14 protein-coding genes and 1 pseudogene are annotated in these 16,846 nt (G+C 71.5%); 6 read left to right on the forward strand and 9 right to left on the reverse strand.

The genetic code is table 11. From position 1 onward, the window contains the following. Nucleotides 1-47 precede the first annotated feature (47 nt). Nucleotides 48-1,004, reverse strand: a complete 957-nt coding sequence (gene cysK / locus JG616_RS04525) for a cysteine synthase A (RefSeq protein ID WP_199391791.1) — start codon at nucleotides 1,002-1,004, stop codon at nucleotides 48-50. Nucleotides 1,005-1,175: 171 nt separating this feature from the next. On the opposite strand from cysK, the gene JG616_RS04530 reads away from it, so the two are divergent. The 5 genes and pseudogenes from JG616_RS04530 to JG616_RS04550 all read left to right on the forward strand — a co-directional run bounded on the left by JG616_RS04530 (nucleotide 1,176) and on the right by JG616_RS04550 (nucleotide 9,498). Continuing rightward, entirely contained in the window at nucleotides 1,176-2,330 is a 1,155-nt protein-coding gene (locus JG616_RS04530) for an efflux RND transporter periplasmic adaptor subunit (protein ID WP_199391792.1), read from the forward strand. Nucleotides 2,331-2,333: 3 nt separating this feature from the next. Beyond that, nucleotides 2,334-5,477 (forward strand): efflux RND transporter permease subunit, encoded by a 3,144-nt coding sequence (locus JG616_RS04535; RefSeq protein WP_199391793.1) that lies wholly within the window; start codon nucleotides 2,334-2,336, stop codon nucleotides 5,475-5,477. A gap of 125 nt (nucleotides 5,478-5,602) precedes the next feature. Then, a complete protein-coding gene (locus JG616_RS04540; RefSeq protein WP_199391794.1) occupies nucleotides 5,603-7,093 on the forward strand; it encodes an alanine/glycine:cation symporter family protein in 1,491 nt (496 codons plus the stop codon). A 3-nt stretch (nucleotides 7,094-7,096) separates the two neighbouring features. Then, nucleotides 7,097-7,834, forward strand: a pseudogene (locus tag JG616_RS04545) (TrmH family RNA methyltransferase); the annotation flags it as partial. Then, entirely contained in the window at nucleotides 7,831-9,498 is a 1,668-nt protein-coding gene (locus JG616_RS04550) for a hypothetical protein (RefSeq protein ID WP_199391796.1), read from the forward strand. The pseudogene JG616_RS04545 and the gene JG616_RS04550, both read left to right, overlap by 4 nt. A gap of 25 nt (nucleotides 9,499-9,523) precedes the next feature. Here the strand turns inward: JG616_RS04550 and JG616_RS04555 are convergent, their stop codons facing one another. From JG616_RS04555 to JG616_RS04570, 4 genes are all read right to left on the reverse strand, one after another. Next, nucleotides 9,524-11,008, reverse strand: coding sequence for a M28 family peptidase (locus JG616_RS04555; protein WP_199391797.1), 1,485 nt, complete (start codon nucleotides 11,006-11,008; stop codon nucleotides 9,524-9,526). A 93-nt stretch (nucleotides 11,009-11,101) separates the two neighbouring features. After that, on the reverse strand, nucleotides 11,102-11,512 hold the full coding sequence (mscL, locus tag JG616_RS04560) for a large-conductance mechanosensitive channel protein MscL (protein WP_199391798.1): 411 nt from the start codon (nucleotides 11,510-11,512) through the stop codon (nucleotides 11,102-11,104). 32 nt (nucleotides 11,513-11,544) lie between these two features. Continuing rightward, entirely contained in the window at nucleotides 11,545-12,261 is a 717-nt protein-coding gene (locus JG616_RS04565) for a fumarylacetoacetate hydrolase family protein (RefSeq protein ID WP_199360260.1), read from the reverse strand. 26 nt (nucleotides 12,262-12,287) lie between these two features. Then, complete coding sequence (locus JG616_RS04570) at nucleotides 12,288-12,584, reverse strand: hypothetical protein (protein WP_199391799.1); 297 nt, start codon at nucleotides 12,582-12,584, stop codon at nucleotides 12,288-12,290. An 85-nt stretch (nucleotides 12,585-12,669) separates the two neighbouring features. On the opposite strand from JG616_RS04570, the gene JG616_RS04575 reads away from it, so the two are divergent. Further along, complete coding sequence (locus JG616_RS04575; RefSeq protein WP_343224974.1) at nucleotides 12,670-13,005, forward strand: Rieske 2Fe-2S domain-containing protein; 336 nt, start codon at nucleotides 12,670-12,672, stop codon at nucleotides 13,003-13,005. Between the two features lie 9 nt (nucleotides 13,006-13,014). Here the strand turns inward: JG616_RS04575 and JG616_RS04580 are convergent, their stop codons facing one another. From JG616_RS04580 to thiS, 4 genes are all read right to left on the reverse strand, one after another. Further along, nucleotides 13,015-14,856: an SLC13 family permease gene (locus tag JG616_RS04580; RefSeq protein ID WP_199391801.1), complete on the reverse strand. Its 1,842-nt coding sequence runs from the start codon at nucleotides 14,854-14,856 to the stop codon at nucleotides 13,015-13,017. A 9-nt stretch (nucleotides 14,857-14,865) separates the two neighbouring features. After that, nucleotides 14,866-15,606, reverse strand: a complete 741-nt coding sequence (gene trmB / locus JG616_RS04585; RefSeq protein WP_199360264.1) for a tRNA (guanosine(46)-N7)-methyltransferase TrmB — start codon at nucleotides 15,604-15,606, stop codon at nucleotides 14,866-14,868. A gap of 175 nt (nucleotides 15,607-15,781) precedes the next feature. Continuing rightward, nucleotides 15,782-16,582, reverse strand: coding sequence for a thiazole synthase (locus JG616_RS04590; protein WP_199391802.1), 801 nt, complete (start codon nucleotides 16,580-16,582; stop codon nucleotides 15,782-15,784). Nucleotides 16,583-16,610: 28 nt separating this feature from the next. After that, the gene (gene thiS, locus JG616_RS04595; RefSeq protein ID WP_199391968.1) at nucleotides 16,611-16,811 is read right to left on the reverse strand and encodes a sulfur carrier protein ThiS; all 201 of its coding nucleotides are present in this window, start codon (nucleotides 16,809-16,811) and stop codon (nucleotides 16,611-16,613) included. Nucleotides 16,812-16,846 lie beyond the last annotated feature (35 nt).

Raw genomic sequence — 16,846 nt, forward strand, 5'->3', positions numbered from 1 at the left:
GGATCGCAGCTATAGCTGCTCCTACAGGAGAAGAGGGGCTGCGGCGGTCAGGGCAGCCCGGCCAGCCAGTCGTCGTCGCTGCCTTCGGCCACGCCTTCGAACAGCGGGGTGGAGAAGTAGCGCTCGCCGGTGTCGGGGAGCATCGCCAGGATCACGGCGCCGTCGCCGGCGTCCTTCGCCACCTCCAGCGCCGCGGCCAGCGTCGCGCCGGCGGAGATGCCGGTGAAGATGCCCTCTTCGGCCGCCAGCCGGCGCGCGGTGGCGATGGCCACGTCGTCGGCCACCGACAGCACGCGGTCGGCGACCTCGCGGTTCAGCACCTCGGGCACGAAGTCCGGCGTCCAGCCCTGGATCTTGTGCGGCGTGAATTCGGCGCCCTGGAGCAGGGCGGCCACCGCGGGCTCGGCGGCGACCACTTCCACCCCGGGCCGCGCAAGCTTCAGCATCTCGCCCACGCCGGTCAGCGTGCCGCCGGTGCCCCAGCCGGTGACGAAATGGTCCAGCCGGCGGCCGGCGAAGTCCTGCAGGATCTCCGCGGCCGTGGTGCTGCGGTGGTAGGCGGGATTGGCCGGATTGGCGAACTGGCTGGCCAGGAACCAGCCGTGTTCGTCGGCCAGCTCCTTCGCGCGTCGCACCATGCCGCTGCCGCGCTCGGCCGCCGGGGTCAGGATCACCCGGGCGCCATAGGCGCGCATCAGCTTGCGGCGCTCGATGGAGAAGCTGTCGGCCATGGTCGCCACGAAGCGGTAGCCGCGCGCCGCGCAGACCATCGCCAGGGCCACCCCGGTATTGCCCGAGGTCGCCTCGACCACGGTGTCGCCGGGCTTGAGCAGGCCGCGCTGTTCGGCGTCGAGGATGACCGCGAGCGCCAGCCGGTCCTTGACCGAACCGCCGGGATTGAAGGCCTCGACCTTGGCGTACAGCGAGACGCCTTCGGGGGCCATGCGGTTCAGGCGCACCACCGGGGTGCGACCGATGGTGTCGAGGATGCTCTCGTGGATCATGGGCTCGTCCTGGAACGGGGGAGGGGACGGGGCCAGAGTGCGCCGTAACGCACGCGGGCGCCACCGGTTGACCGGGACGGCGCATCCCGCGACCGGGCCTGATGGCACACGTTGCCGACACAGGCGGTCGATAGAATCACCGGCTTACTTGCCCAGCCGTTGAAATCCACGATGCCCCACGCCGTTCCTGCCCTCCGGCCCGCCTACAAGGTGGCCAGCGCCATCCTGCTCGCCCTGGCCCTCGTGGCCTGCTCGGCCGGGGACGAGGGTCCCGGCGAGGGTGGACCCTCGGCGGCGGTGGTGACCACCACGACGGTCGCGGTGCGGCCGTTCAACGACCGCATCCGCGCCCTGGGCACGGTGCAGGCGCGCGAGTCGGTCGAGGTCACGGCCAAGGTCAGCGAGGTCGTGGAGCGGGTGCATTTCGACAGCGGCGACGTGGTCGCGGCCGGTGCGCCGCTGGTCACCCTCAGCGGCCAGCAGCAGCAGGCGGCGCTGGCCGCCGCGCGCGCCACTGCCGACGAGGCCGACCGGATGCTGAAGCGCCAGCAGGAGCTCGCCGCGCAGCAGCTGATCGCCCGCGCCACGCTCGACACCCAGCGCGCCACGCGCGACAGCGCCCTGGCCCAGGTGCGCCAGATCCAGGCCAACCTCGCCGACCGCACCATCCGCGCGCCGTTCGGGGGCGTGCTCGGCGTGCGCCAGGTCAGCCCCGGCGCGCTGATCACGCCCGGCACCGCCATCGCCACCCTGGACGACCTGTCCTCGGTCTACGTCGACTTCCCGGTGCCGGAGGCGCAGCTGGCCAACGTCGCGGTGGGCCAGCGCATCACCGGCACCAGCACGGCCTGGCGCGGGCGCGGCTTCGAGGGCGTGGTCAGCAACGTCGGCTCGCGCGTCGATCCGGGCAGCCGCGCGTTCAGCGTGCGCGCGGACTTCGCCAACCCCGAGCGCCTGCTGCGCCCGGGCATGCTGGTGGAGATCGAGCTGGAGCGCGCCGAGCGCGAGGCGCTGATGGTCCCCGAGATTTCCGTGGTCCAGGTCGGCCGCGACTCCTTCGTCTACCGCGTGCGGCCCGACGACACGGTCGAGCAGGTGACGGTGGCCATCGGCTCGCGGGTGGCGGGCCTGGCCGAGATCACCGCGGGCCTGGCGCCGGGCGACCGCATCGTGGTCGACGGCACGGGCAAGCTGCGCCCGGGCGCGAGCATCGTCGAGGCCGCCGCGGGCGCCGAGGGCGACACCGGTGAACAGGCCGGTGAGCAGGCCGGTGAACAGGCCGGCGAGCCGGCCGGCAAGGCGGCCGTCGACGCCACCGGGGGTTGAGTCATGGTGCTTTCCGACCTTTCGATCCGCCGCCCCGTCTTCGCGACGGTCATGAGCCTGCTGCTGATGGTGATCGGGGTGATGGCCTTCTCGCGCCTGACCCTGCGCGAGCTGCCGGCGATCGACCCGCCGATTGTCTCGGTCGACGTGAGCTATCCGGGCGCCTCGGCGGCCGTGGTCGAAACCCGCATCACCCAGGTGCTCGAGGATGCGCTGTCCGGCATCGAGGGCATCGAGACCATCCAGTCGCGCAGCCGCAACGGGCGCTCGTCGGTCACGCTGGAGTTCACCCTCAACCGCGACATCGAAGCCGCGGCCAACGACGTGCGCGACGCGATCAGCGGCGTGGCCGACCGCCTGCCCGACGAGGCCGATCCGCCGGAAGTCGAGAAGGCCGACAGCGATTCGGACACCATCATCTGGCTCAACATGAGCTCGCAGACGATGGACACGCTGCAGCTGTCCGACTACGCCGACCGCTACATCGTCGACCGCCTGTCCAGCCTGGACGGCGTCGCCCAGGTGCGCATCGGCGGCCGCCAGCGCTACGCCATGCGGGTATGGCTGGACAGCGCGGCGATGGCCGCGCGCGGCATCACCGCCAACGACATCGAATCCGCGCTGCGCGCCGAGAACGTCGAGCTGCCCGCCGGGCGCCTGGAGTCGGGCACCCGCGACTTCACCCTGCGCGTGGAGCGCAGCTACGTCGAGCCGCAGGACTTCGCCGCGATGCCCCTGCGCAAGGGCGAGGATGGCTACGTGGTGCGCCTGGGCGACGTGGCCGAGGTCGAGCTGGCCTCGGCCGAACGGCGCGCGTACTACCAGAGCAACGGCCAGCCCAACATCGGCCTGGGCATCGTCAAGACCTCCACCGCCAACGCGCTCGACGTCACCCGCGCGGCGCGCGGCGCGGCCGAGGAGATCCAGAAGACCCTGCCCGAGGGCACCGACATCTTCGTGGCCTTCGACGATACGGTCTTCATCGAGGCCTCGATCAAGCGCGTGTACTGGACGCTGATCGAAGCGGTGGCGCTGGTGCTGGTGGTGATCTGGCTGTTCCTCGGCAGCTTCCGCGCCGCGCTGATCCCGGCGGTGACGGTCCCGGTCTGCCTGCTGGCGGCGTTCATCCCGCTGCTGCTGTTCGGCTACTCGATCAACCTGCTGACCCTGCTGGCGCTGGTGCTGGCCATCGGCCTGGTGGTGGACGACGCGATCGTGGTGCTGGAGAACATCCAGCGCCGCGTCGACCTGGGCGAGCCACGCCTGGTGGCATCGGTGCGTGGGACGAAGCAGGTGGCCTTCGCGGTGATCGCGACCACGACCGTGCTGGTCGCGGTGTTCCTGCCGGTGGGCTTCATGGAGGGCAACACCGGACGCCTGTTCCGCGAGCTCTCGGTGGCGCTGGCCGGCGCGGTGGCGCTGTCGGCGTTCGTGGCGCTGACGCTGACGCCGATGATGGCCTCGAAGATGGTGCGGCCGCACAGCGAGGAAAAGTCCAACCCGGTCAACCGCTGGTTCAACGCGCGCCTGGCTTCGGTGACCGCGGCCTATGGCCGGCGCCTGGAGTCGATGTCCGGCGCGCGCCCGGCGAAGGTGCTGGGCGGCGTGATGCTGGTGATGCTGGCCTGTTTCCTCGCGGCCTGGGGGCTCATGCGCATCGTGCCCTCGGAGCTCGCGCCGGCCGAGGACCGCGGCTCGTTCTTCGTCTCGATCATGGGGCCCGAGGGCGCCGGCTTCGACTACACCGTGCAGCAGGTGAAGGAGGTCGAGAAGGTCTTCGCCAGGCGCGTGGCCGAGGACGGCAGCCCGATCCGCCGCTACAACTCCCGCGCGCCCGGCGGCTGGGGCGCGAGCGAGGAGATGCACACCGGCAACGTGATCGTCTTCCTCCAGGACTGGGACAAGCGCGAGCAGAGCACCGCCGAAGTGGCCGATTCGCTGCGCTCGGAGCTGGGCACGCTCAGCGGCATCCAGGCGCAGCCGCGCGTGGGCGGCGGCCTGGTGGGCAGCCGTGGCCAGCCGATCCAGATGGTGCTGGGCGGGCCCGAGTACGCCGAGATCGCGCAGTGGCGCGACATCGTCATGCAGCGCATGGAGTCGCACCCCGGCTTCTTCTCGGTCGACTCCGACTACAAGGAGACCCGCCCGCAGATGCGCGTCAACATCGACCGCGTGCGCGCGGCCGACCTCGGCGTCAGCGTCACCGACATCGGCCGCGCGCTGGAGACGATGATGGGCGGCCGCCGCGTCACCACCTTCGTGCAGGAAGGCGAGGAGTACGACGTGCTGGTCCAGGCCGGCCGCGATGGCCGCGCCGAGCCGGCCGACCTGGCCGCGATCGAGGTGCGCTCGCGCAGCGGCGAGCTGGTGCCGCTGTCGAACCTGGTCACATTGTCCGAGCTGGCCGAGGCGGGCAGCCTCAACCGCTTCGACCGCATGCGCGCGATCACCATCAGCGCCGGCCTCGCGCCCGGCTATCCGATGGGCGACGCGCTGGCCTTCCTCGACGAGGTCGTGCGCACCGAGCTCCCCGACTATGCGCAGGTCGGCTGGCGGGGCGAGAGCCGCGAGTTCACCAAGGCCGGCGGCGCGGTGCTGCTGACCTTCGGCATGGCGCTGCTGGTGGTCTACCTGGTGATGGCGGCGCAGTTCGAAAGCTTCGTGCATCCCTTCGTGATCATGCTGACGGTGCCGCTGGCGGTGCTGGGCGCGCTGATCGGCCTGGCGCTGACCGGCGGCACGCTCAACCTCTTCAGCCAGATCGGCGTGGTGATGCTGATCGGCCTGGCGGCCAAGAACGGCATCCTGATCGTCGAATTCGCCAACCAGCTGCGCGACGAAGGGCGCAGCGTGGCGCAGGCGATCGTCGAGTCCTCGACGGTGCGCCTGCGGCCGATCCTGATGACCTCGATCGCGACCGCGGCCGGTGCGCTGCCCCTGGTGCTGGCCGGCGGGCCGGGGTCGGCCAGCCGCGCCACGATCGGCGTGGTGATCATCGCCGGCGTGGCGTTCTCGACCCTGCTGTCGCTGTTCGTGGTGCCGGCGTTCTACACCCTGTTCGCGCCGTTCACGCGCTCGCCCCAGGCGATCACCAGGGAACTGGAGCGGCAGGAGCGCGAGGTCCCCAGCGTCGGCGGCCACGCCTGACGCGCCGGCCGCGCGCATCGCGCGGCCCTTTCGCGTCGAGGGCCCGATCGTGGAGAATCGGGCGGGTTCCGGTCGGGGAGGTCCTGGTTCCGGTGCACAGCGACCCATCACCGGAGCAGCGTCCCTTGGAACAGATCCTCGAGTTCATCAACGGCATCATCTGGAGCAAGGCGCTGATCGCGCTCTGCCTGGGCGCCGGCCTTTGGTTCTCCTTCCGGACCCGCTTCATGCAGGTCCGCGGCCTGGTCGAGATGACCCGGCTGACCTTCAGCGGACAGAAATCCGACGCCGGCGTGTCCTCGTTCCAGGCGCTGTCGATGTCGATGGCCGGACGCATCGGCATCGGCAACATCGCCGGCGTCGCCACCGCGATCGCCTTCGGCGGCCCCGGCGCGATCTTCTGGATGTGGGTGATGGGCTTCCTCGGCGCCTCGACCTCGTACATCGAGTGCTGCCTGGCGCAGATCTACAAGGACAAGGACAACGAGGGGCGCTACCGCGGCGGCCCCGCGTACTACATCGAGAAGGGCCTGGGCATGAAGTGGTATGCGCTGGCCTTTGCGCTGGCCACGCTGCTGGCCGCGGGCCTGCTGATGCCCGGCGTGCAGGCCAACGCGATCGCCGACGGCATCGCCAATGCCTGCCAGGGCGGCGCGATCTGCGGCAACCTCGACGGTGAATGGATGGGCCTGCCGCAGCGCGACGCGCTGAAGCTGGGCGTGGGCGTGGTGGTGGCGATCCTGCTCAGCATGATCATCTTCGGCGGGGTGAAGCGGATCGCGGCCTTCGCCGAACTGGTGGTGCCGTTCATGGCCATCGGCTACATCCTCACCGCCGTCTTCGTGATGGTGCTGAACTACGACTTTCTGCCGGAGATGTTCCGCATCATCTTCAGCAGCGCCTTCGGACTCGACGCCGGCTTCGGCGCGATGCTGGGCCTGGCGGTGGAGTGGGGCGTGCGCCGCGGCGTCTACGCCAACGAGGCCGGCCAGGGCACGGGTCCACACGCGGCCGCCGCGGCGGAGGTCTCGCACCCGGCCAAGCAGGGCTACGTGCAGGCCTGGGCGATCTACTTCGACACGATGCTGATCTGCACCTCGACCGCGTTCCTGATGCTGGCCACCGGCATGTACAACGTGCACGGGCCGGATGGCGCGATGCTGCAGGAGGCGCTGCCCGGCATCGAGGCCGGCGCCGGCTTCGTCCAGGCGGGCATCGACACCGCGCTGCCGGGCTGGGGTTCGGGCTTCGTGGCGCTGGCGCTGTTCTTCTTCGCGTTCACCACGATCATGGCCTATTACTACATGGCCGAGACCAACCTGACCTACCTCACCGGCCACCGCACGCTGCCACTGGCGACCCTGCTGCTGCGCCTGGCGATCGTCGGCATGGTGATCTTCGGCGCCTACCACAACGCGAAGACGGCCTGGGCGCTGGGCGACATCGGCGTCGGCCTGATGGCCTGGCTCAACATCATCGCGCTGTTCATGCTGCAGAAGCCGGCCCTGGCCGCGCTGCGCGACTACGAGACGCAGAGGAAGGCCGGCAAGGATCCGGTGTTCGATCCGGAGGCGCTGGGCATCCGCAACGCCACCTTCTGGATGCGGAAGAAGTAGATGGCGAAGGCCGGTTCCAGCGACGAGATCCGCCTGCACGGCTTCAATGCCGTGCAGGCCGTGTTCGCGCGCCGCCCCGAGGCGATCCGCAAGCTTTACCTGGCCGAGGCGTTGATCCCGCGCCTGCAGCCGCTGTTGAAGTGGTGCGTGGCCAACCGCGTCGGCTACCGCGTGGTGGACGAGGACGACCTGCGCAAGCTCGCCGCCAGCAGCCACCACGAGGGCGTGGTCGCCGACGTCCTGCGCGAGGCGCCGCAGGCGCTGACGACCTGGCTGGGGGGGCTTGGCGTGGGACCCGCCTGCGCCCTGTGGCTCGACGGCGTCGGCAACCCGCACAACCTGGGCGCGATCCTGCGCTCGGCGGCGAACTTCGGCGCGACGGTGCTGCTGCCCAAGCATTCGCCGCTGCAGCTGTCGGGCGCCGCCGCGCGCGTGGCCGAGGGCGGCGCGGAAGCCGTGCCGCTGGTGCGGCTGGGCCGCGAGGACAATGCCATCGCCCAGCTGCGCGGAGCGGGCTTCGCGCTCGCCGCAACGCTGGTGCGGGGCGGTGACGACGCCTTCGCCGCCGCGCTTCCACAGCGCCTGGTCTATGTGCTGGGCCACGAGGGCGAGGGCATGTCGGCCGCGCTCGCCGAGGCCTGCGACCTGCGGCTGTCGATCCCGGGCACCGGCGCGGTGGAAAGCCTCAACGTCGCGGCGGCCACCGCGGTGCTGCTCGCCCAGTGGTACCGGGCGCGTTGAACCGGCAGGTGGCGGGCGGGGGACGCGCCGGCACCGGCGTCCTGGTGCTCGCGGGACGCGCCCTCGTGCTGCTGTACGCGGCCGCCGGCCTGCTGGCGATGTGGCTGCTGGCACCGCGGGTGCCGTATGCGGATGGCTGGCGCCACCTGGCGCGCTTCCTGGGCCAGTCCTTCCCCCGCGACGTCCTGGCGTCCGACAACGGCCACCACGAAGTGCTGCCGAACATCGTGCGCGTGCTCGACCTGCGGCTGTTCGATGCGGGCCAGGTGCTGCAGGTGCTGGCCGGCATCGTGCTGGTGCTGGCGACGCTGCTGGTGTACTGGCGCCTGGTCCGCGACCTGGCCTCCGCGCAGGCGCGCCTGGCCGGCCTGCTGGCGATCGTGCTTGGCCTGTTCTGGCTGGGCAACGTGCGTGCGCTCGGACACGGCAACGAATCGGTGCACGCCTACTTCGTCACCCTGTTCCTCGCGCTCGGCCTGTACGCGCTGGTGCATGGCCGCGGGCCGGTCGGCGGCGCCGGTGCGGCGGCGCTGTGCGGGCTCGCCGCGACCTTCTCCTTCGGCAGTGGCATCGCCTGCTACGTCGGCTTCGCCGCGGTGCTGGGCCTGCGGCGGGGCAGCCGGCGGCAGTGGGCGGTGCTGTTCGCGGGACTTCTCGTCTCGCTGCTGTTGCTGCATCTCGGCGGCGGTACCGGCGGTGGCGCCCGGGTGGCGCCGCTGCAGCAGCTGCCCATGCTGCTGGCCTGGCTGGCGGGTCCGCTGCTCTACGCGGCCTGGCCGCTGCTGGATCCCGACGTCGCCGCGCAGCTGCCCGTGGCCGCGGCGCGGGTGCCTGCGCAGGCGATCGCGGAAGGCTACCGCTCCGCCTTCGGCCCGGCGCTGGCGGGCCCATGGCCGCAGGTGCTCGCGGGGCTGCTGGGACTGGCCTGGTTCGGCCTGCTGGCGGGCCACGCCTGGCGCCGGCGCAGCGCCGCGACATATGCCAGCATCGGGACGGCCTGCTTCGCCCTCGCGGTCGGCGCGATGATCGTGCTGGTCAGGCTGGACTACTTCCAGGCCCATCCGGGGCAGCTGCTGGCGCCGCGCTACGTGGTGTGGTCGAGCCTGTTCTGGGCCGGCCTGCTGCTGGCCACGGCGGCAGGCGTGCGCAACGGGACGCGGGCGCTGGCCGCCATGGTGCTCGTGGCGGTGCTGCTGCTGCCGAGCCAGGCCTGGATGGGACTGCTCGGAGCCCGGGCGCAAGCGGTCGCCGAGCAGTCCGCGATGGCCGCGGCGGTGGGCGTGGTCGGGCCGGAGCTCGCGCTGGGGGAAACCGTCTTCGACGAGCTCGCCGCTGCCTTGCCGGTCGTGCGCGAGGCCGGCGTGGCCGTCTTCGCATGGCGCGAGACGCGCTGGCTGGGTCGGCCGCTGCCGGCGGACGCGCCGCGCCTTCCGGTGCCCGACGCGCCGGAGATGGACGTGGTGGCCAACCGGCTTGGCGAAGACGGCCGGCAGTTGCGCCTGGTGATGGACGCGCCGTGCCCGCGACTGCTGCTGGTGGACGGCGACGGCCTGGTGTCGGGGCTGGCGATGCGCCAGCGTGCCGGCGGACGGGACTGGATCGGCTGGATGCGCGGCCAGGGCAGCGGGGCGCCAGCCGTCGTCGCCTGCGTACCGCGGCCGTGAGGCGGGTGGGCCGCTGCGGCCGCCCTCAGTCCGGGGCCGCCGTGGACGCCGGCGCACTGCCGAAGTCGCCTTCGGCGTCGGCGGCGAGGTAGGCGAACACCGCGTAGGCCGCCGCGTTCTGCGCCAGCGCCGCCGGGTCGATCTTGTCCAGCGTGTCGTCGGGCGTGTGGTGCAGGTCGAAATAGTCGCTGCCATCCTGGCCGAGCCAGGCCCACGTGGCACCCGCGCGGGAGATCGCGATCACATCCGGTCCCGGACCGCCCTGGTCCAGCGGCGCGATGCCCAGTGGCGCCAGGGCCTCGGCGATCCGCGCGGCGGCGGCCCTGGCATGTGCCGGGGCCCCGGTATTGAAGCCGTAGATGCGTCCGGCACCGAAGTCGCTCTCGGCCACCAGCTGGTGGCGGGCCACCTCGCCGCCGTGCGCGGCGGCATAGGCGTTGCCGCCGTGCAGGCCCTGCTCCTCGTTGGCGAAGGCGACCACGCGGATGCTGCGCGCAGGGCGCCGCGACAGCGCGGCGATATGCACCGCGGCCGACAGGGTGATGCCGATGCCGGCGGCATCGTCCACGGCGCCGGTACCCAGATCCCAGGAATCGAGATGGCCGCCGATCAGCACGACCTCGTCCGGGCGGCTGGCACCGGTCATCTCGCCGATCACGTTCTGCGAGGTGTATTCGCCGTCCCAGCCGCAGTCGAGCGCCAGGCGCAGGCGCACCGGACCGCGCGCGAGCAGGCGCGCGAGCTGGTCGGCGTCCGGCACCGACAGCGCCGCCGACGGCACCGGCTCCAGGCCTTCGTCGAAGCGGGTGATGCCGGTATGCGGGTTGCGATGCGAGTCGGTGCCGGCCGAACGCATGAGGAAGCCGCTGGCACCGGCGCGGATCGCGGCCGACGGACCGCGGCTGCGCACGCGCGAGCCCGGGCCGTAGCCGCTGCCGTCGCGCGCGCGTTCCATGCGGTAGTCGACGAAAGCGATCCTGCCGGCCAGCGAACCGGCGGGCGCGGCTTCCAGCGCGGCCAGGTCGGCGAAGCGCACCACCTCGGCCTCGACCATGCCCGCCGGGCTGCCGCCCAGTGCCGTGATCACCAGCGGCTGGGCGCTCGCACCCAGCACCTCGGCGCGCTCGCTGCGGCGGACCCACTTCGGGAAGGTGACCGGCTCGGTCCACACGCGGTCGAAGCCCAGCTCGGCGAACTTCGCCTGCGCCCAGGCGACGGCGCGGGCGTCGGCCTCGCTGCCGGCCAGACGCGGGCCCACCTCGGTGGTGAGCGATTCGGTGATGTCCCAGGCCAGGCTGCTGGCCAGCGCGGTCTCGCGCAGCTGCGCTGCGACCGCCATCGAGGCATCGGAGATGCGGGTTTCAGCCACGCGGAGCGGAGACGGCGCGGAGGTCGCCGGCGTGCGGCCTGCAGCAACGCCATCGGCGCTGCTGCGTGCGCCATGCGCGATGGCGGTGGACGGGAGTGCGGCGGCGATCGCCGTCGCGAGCAGGATCGGGACCAGGCGCATGGTGCTCCGCGGTGGAAGGCAACGGGGCCGCGAGCTTAGCAAGCCGCGGCCCGGTGCCGATGTGCGGAAGGTCCCGCCTGCGCGCGCGGACCCTCAGCGGCGCAGCGCGTCGCGGATCTCGCGCAGCAGCTGCACGTCTTCCGGGATTTCCGCCGGTGCCTGCGCGGCTTCCGGCTTGCGGTTGAGGCGGTTGATCGCCTTGACCACCATGAAGATCGCGAACGCCACGATGATGAACTGGATCAGCGCATTGAGGAACGCGCCGTAGCCGATCTGCACCGCGGGCACGGCTTCACCGGCGGCATCCACGCTGGCGGCCTTCAACGTGATCGCCAGGTCGGAGAAATCGACGCCGCCGATGAGCAGGCCGATCGGCGGCATGATCACGTTGTCGACCAGCGCCGTCACGATCTTGCCGAAGGCCGCGCCGATCACCACGCCCACGGCGAGGTCGATGACGTTGCCGCGCATCGCGAATTCCCTGAACTCACTGATCATTCCCATCGCGGTCTCTCCTGTTGGACGGTGGCGGAAAACTAGCCTGCGCGCGGCGGCGCGACGTGGCAGCGCAGCACGATGGCATCGTCCAGGCGCGCTTCGCACCGGTCGCCGGGCTGCAGGGCGGCGACGCCGGCCGGCGTGCCCATGAACACCAGGTCGCCGGCGCGCAGCCGATAAAGCTTCGAGAGCTCGTGCAGGATGTCCGGCACGTCCCAGATGAAATCCGACAGCGGTGCGCCCTGGCGCTCGACGCCGTTGACCGCAAGCGACAGCCGCCGCGGCGCGAGCTCGCCGATGTCCGCGGCCGGCACCAGTTCGCTCATCGGCGCGGATTCGTCGAAGCCCTTGCCGGTGTCCCAGGGCAGGCCGGCCTTCTTGGCCGCCGCCTGCAGGTCACGGCGGGTCAGGTCGAGGCCCACCCCGTAGCCGAACACCAGTGCTCCGGCCGCGGCCGGATCGAGCAGTCCCTCGGGCGCATCGCGGCCCAGCGCGACCACCAGCTCGACCTCGTGGTGCAGGTCGGCGGTGGCCGGCGGGTAGTGCACCTCGCCGCTGGTCACGATGGCGTCGGCCGGCTTGGCGAAGAACACCGGATCGCCGCGCTCGGCCTTCGAGGCCGGCGCCTGCGCGCCCATCTCGCGGGCGTGGTCGGCGAAGTTGCGGCCGACGCAGTACACGCGGCGAACGGGAAAGGCGCCGCCGCCGCGCACCGGCACGCGGACCGGCGCCGGCGCGGGAATCACGTCGGTCATGGATGTCTCCGGGAAGCGCGATGCGCTCAGTAGGGCAGGGTGTGCGCCGGGCGGTCGACCACGCGGTACTCGGCGTCGACGATGGCGCCGCGGCGCGCGGGCGCCGACGGGCGGCGGGTCAGCAGCCGGCGCGCGAGGCCAAGGGCCAGCATCGCGGTGCCGACCACCACGCCCACCACCAGCAGCGCCGCCAGCAGGGCGAGCCCGAGCAGGCCCACGGCGATGCGCGCCAAGGGATGCCTGGGCTTGCGCGGCGCGAACATGGCGCCGAACTGGCTGGCATCGAAGCGGGCGTGGGCGCTGCGGAAGGTGCGGTTGATCATGCGGTAGTGCCAGAATGTGAAGCGATGGTGATGAGCGAGTATCGGGCCGATGGCGCGGGAAGATGTAAGTGAAGCGTTAACCGGCGTGCCTGACGGACCCCTGCTGGCGCTCGATGACCTGGCGACCGGTGGCTTCGCCGCGGCCGAGGCACCGGTCGATGGGAGCGTGGAGGCGCTGATCCTGCACCGCGATCCCGATGGCGGCGTGCGGGCCTGGCTCAACGTCTGCCCGCACGCCGGCCGACGACTGGACTGGGCGCCGGGCAAGTTCATCCTTTCGAAGGACGGGCTGCTGGTGTGCGCGGTGCACGGCGCCAGTTTCGAGACCGTCGGGGGCCTCTGCACGGCCGGACCCTGCCGCGGGGAATCGCTGCGCGCGGTCGCCGTGGCGGTGCGCGACGGGGCCGTCTGGCTCGCCTGAGCCGCCGCCTCAGAACAGCAGGTTGACCATGCCCACGACCACGACCAGGTAGGCGACCGACAGCGCCGTGCCCACGCGCCAGAGGTCGCGCGCCGAGTAGTCGGCCGGGCCCGTGACCATCGAGACCACCGGATTGGACGCGGTCACCAGGTTGTTCGACGCCGACAGCGCGACGATCAGCGCGAACGCCGTCGGGTCGCCGCCAGCTGCCAGGGCCAGGTTGATCGCCAGCGGCACCATCACGATGGTCGCGCCGACGTGGCTGATGACCAGCGAGAAGGCCGAGGTCAGCGCCGCCACGGTGAACTGGATCACCCACACCGGCAGGCCGTCGGGCAGCTCCTCGATGGTATGGCCGGCGATCCAGGCCGCCGCGCCGCTGGTGTCCATCGCCCAGCCCAGCGGGATCAGGCAGGCCATCAGGAACACCGTCTTCCAGCTGATGGCGGCATAGGCCTCGTCCATCTTCAGCACGCCGCAGACCAGCATGCCGGCGACGCCGGTCATCAGCGCGATCGAGGTCGGCAGGTCGGAGGCCAGGGCCACCAGGATCGTCACCGCGAAGATCGCCATGGCCACCTTGAACTTGTGCGGCCGCTGTTCGCCCTTGGGGAAGTCGGTGACCACGACGAAGTCGCGGTTGGCCGCGGTCTGCGCCAGGTCCTGCCAGATGCTGTGCAGCACCAGCATGTCGCCGGCGCGCAGCGGCAGGCTGCGCACGTCGTCGCGCAGCACGTCCTTGTCGCGGTTCACCGCGAGCAGGCTGATGCCGTAGTTCTTGCGCATCGCGAGCTCGGCCGCGCTCTTGCCGATGAACTTCGAGGTCGGCGGCACCACCGCTTCGGAGATGCCGGCGCGGCTGGGATTGAACAGGTCGCCGAACTCGCGCAGGCGCGTCGACATCCGCAGCATGTTGTTCTGCGCGAAGTCCGCCACCTGCTGCCGCGGGCCCATGGCGCCGATCACGCTGCCAACCCAGATGCGCGCATCGCCGGGCGGCGCCAGGCGCGAATCGTTGCCGGTCTTCAGCGCCAGCAGCAGCGGCGCCCCGTGCAGGGTCTCGGCCTCGCCCAGCGCCATCCCCACCAGCGGGCTGTCGGCACTGACGGTGAGTTCGAACACGTCGCCGTCGATGCCGTAGGCGCGGGAGAAGTAGCTCTGGGTACGCGCCGGCGTGACGCTGCCGTCGCTCTCGCCGGCGCCGCCGAGCAGGCGGTCGCCAAAGAAGTGGAAGTAGGCCAGCGCGATGACCAGCAGGGTCAGGCCGATCGGCAGCGGCGCGAACATCGGCAGCGGCTCGAGCGTGGCCACGCCCGACGGCAGGTTGGCGTTGGCGGCGACGAGCAGGTCGTTGAGCAGGATCAGCGGCGAGTTGCCGACCATGGTCAGCGAACCGCCCATGATGATGGCGGCGCAGATCGGCAGCAGGAAACGCGACAGCCTGAGGCCGGTGCGCGAGGCCAGGCGCGAGGCGACCGGCAGGTAGAGGGCCATCACCGCCGGGTTCTGCATGAACGACGAGTTGATGCCGGCGACCGCCGAGGTATAGAGCAGCAGCCGTTTCTCCATGCCCTTCGAACGCCGCAGCAGCCAGGCGGCGAGGCGGTTCAGGGCGCCGGTGCGGTCCAGGCCGGTGCCCAGGATCATCGTCGCGATGATGCTGATCACCGCGTTGGACGAGAAGCCGCTGAAGATGTCCTCCGCGGCGACCAGCCCGGTCAGGCCCAGCACCACCAGCACCACCAGCGCCACCAGGTCGGCGCGCACGCGCTCGAACAGGAACAGCACCATCACCAGCGCGACCAGCCCGAGCACGAGCTTCATGTCGGTGGTGAGGGCCAGCGTCTCCATGTGTGGCGTCTAGTCCCCGGTCCTGTCGTAGAGCAGGTCCCACACCCCATGGCCGAGGCGCTGGCCACGGCTCTCGAAGTGCGTCTGTGGACGCCAGTCGGGCCGCGGCACGTGGCCGCGGGGTCCCGCGCGGTTCTGCAGCCCCGCCGTGGCGTCGAGCACGTCCCACATCTGCTCCGCATAGTCCTGCCAATCGGTGGCGAGGTGCAAGCGGCCGCCCGGCGCGAGCTTGCGCACCACCAGCGCGGCGAAGTCGGGATTCACCAGCCGGCGCTTGTTGTGGCGCTTCTTGTGCCAGGGATCGGGGAAGTAGATGCGGACCTCATCGAGGCTGGCGTCGGCGACTTCGTTCTGCAGCACCTCGACCGCGTCATGGTGGTACAGGCGCACGTGCCCGCTGCCGTCGGCGGCCAGCGCGTTGAGCAGGCGCCCAACGCCGGGGGCATGCACTTCGATGCCGATGTGGTCGCGATCCGGATCATGCGCGGCGGAGTGGCGCAGGGCCTCGCCGTTGCCGAAGCCGATCTCGAGGATCCGCGGCGCGCTGCGGCCGAAGCTCGCGTCGAAGTCGCGCGGACGGCCCGCATAGTCCAGCCCGAACCGCGGCCACTGCGCGTCGAACGCGCGCTGCTGCGCCGGGGTGAAGCGGCCCTGGCGCAGCACGAAGCTGCGCACCCGGCGGTTGCCGTCCTCGACGGTGAACGGCTTGGGCGGCGTCTTGGAGCCGGGGCTGGAGAAGGGGTCGGTCATGTCGCCCGGCAGAGACTGTAGGAGCGGCTATAGCCGCGATCTGCATCGCGTGGCCGGCGAACGGCGATCGCGGCTATAGCCGCTCCTACAGGTGAAGCGATCGCGGCTATAGCCGCTCCTACAGGTGAAGCGATCGCGGCTATAGCCGCTCCTACAGGTGGTGCGGCCGGCTGCATCAGCCGACGAGGCCGTCGACCGGCGACGAGGCGCTGGCGTAGCGCTTGCGCGGGATGCGGCCGGCGCGGAAGGCGGCGCGGCCGGCCTCGACCGCAAGCTTCATCGCATGCGCCATCAGCACCGGGTCGCGCGCACCGGCGATGGCGGTGTTCATGAGCACGCCGTCGCAGCCGAGCTCCATCGCGATCGCCGCGTCCGAGGCGGTGCCCACGCCGGCGTCGACGATGATCGGCACCTTGGCGTTCTCGACGATCTCGAGCAGGTTCCAGCGGTTCTGGATGCCGAGGCCCGAGCCGATCGGCGCGGCCAGCGGCATCACCGCCACGCAGCCGATCTCTTCCAGGCGCTTGGCCAGGATCGGGTCGTCCGAGGTGTAGACCATGACCTCGAAGCCGTCGGCCACCAGCTGCTCGGCGGCCTTGAGCGTCTGCACCACGTCCGGGAACAGGGTGCGCTGGTCGCCCAGGACCTCGAGCTTGGTGAGGTTGTGGCCATCCAGCAGCTCGCGCGCGAGGCGGCAGGTGCGCACCGCTTCTTCTGCCGTGTAGCAGCCGGCGGTATTGGGCAGGATGGTGTAGCGGTCCGGCGGCAGGACGTCGAGCAGGTTGGGCTCGCCCGGGTCCTGGCCGATGTTCGTGCGTCGGATCGCGACGGTCACGATCTCCGCGCCCGCGGCCTCGGTGGCCTCGCGGGTCTGCTCGAGGCCGGTGAACTTGCCCGTGCCGGTGAGCAGGCGGGACCGGTAGCGCTTGCCGGCGATGACGAGGGCGTCGTCGCCGAGGGTGTATTGGCTGGTCATTGCGCCATTATCGCGCAAGCGCCGCCCCTCAGCCGCCCCCGAGCGCGTGCACGATCTCGATCCGGTCGCCGGCCTTCAGCGCGTGTTCGGCGTGGCGGCTGCGCGGCACGATGGCGCCGTTCACCTCCACCGCCACCTTGCGCCCGGCCAGGCCATTGGATTCCAGCAGGGCGAGGACGGTGCAGGGGCCGGCCAGGGCCTGCGGCTCGCCGTTGAGGATGATCTCCATGCCCGGCATTGTCGCCCGCCCGCGCGGCGAATGCA

The sequence above is a fragment of the Luteimonas sp. MC1895 genome (assembly GCF_016457215.1).
In the GTDB taxonomy this organism is placed as follows: domain Bacteria; phylum Pseudomonadota; class Gammaproteobacteria; order Xanthomonadales; family Xanthomonadaceae; genus Luteimonas.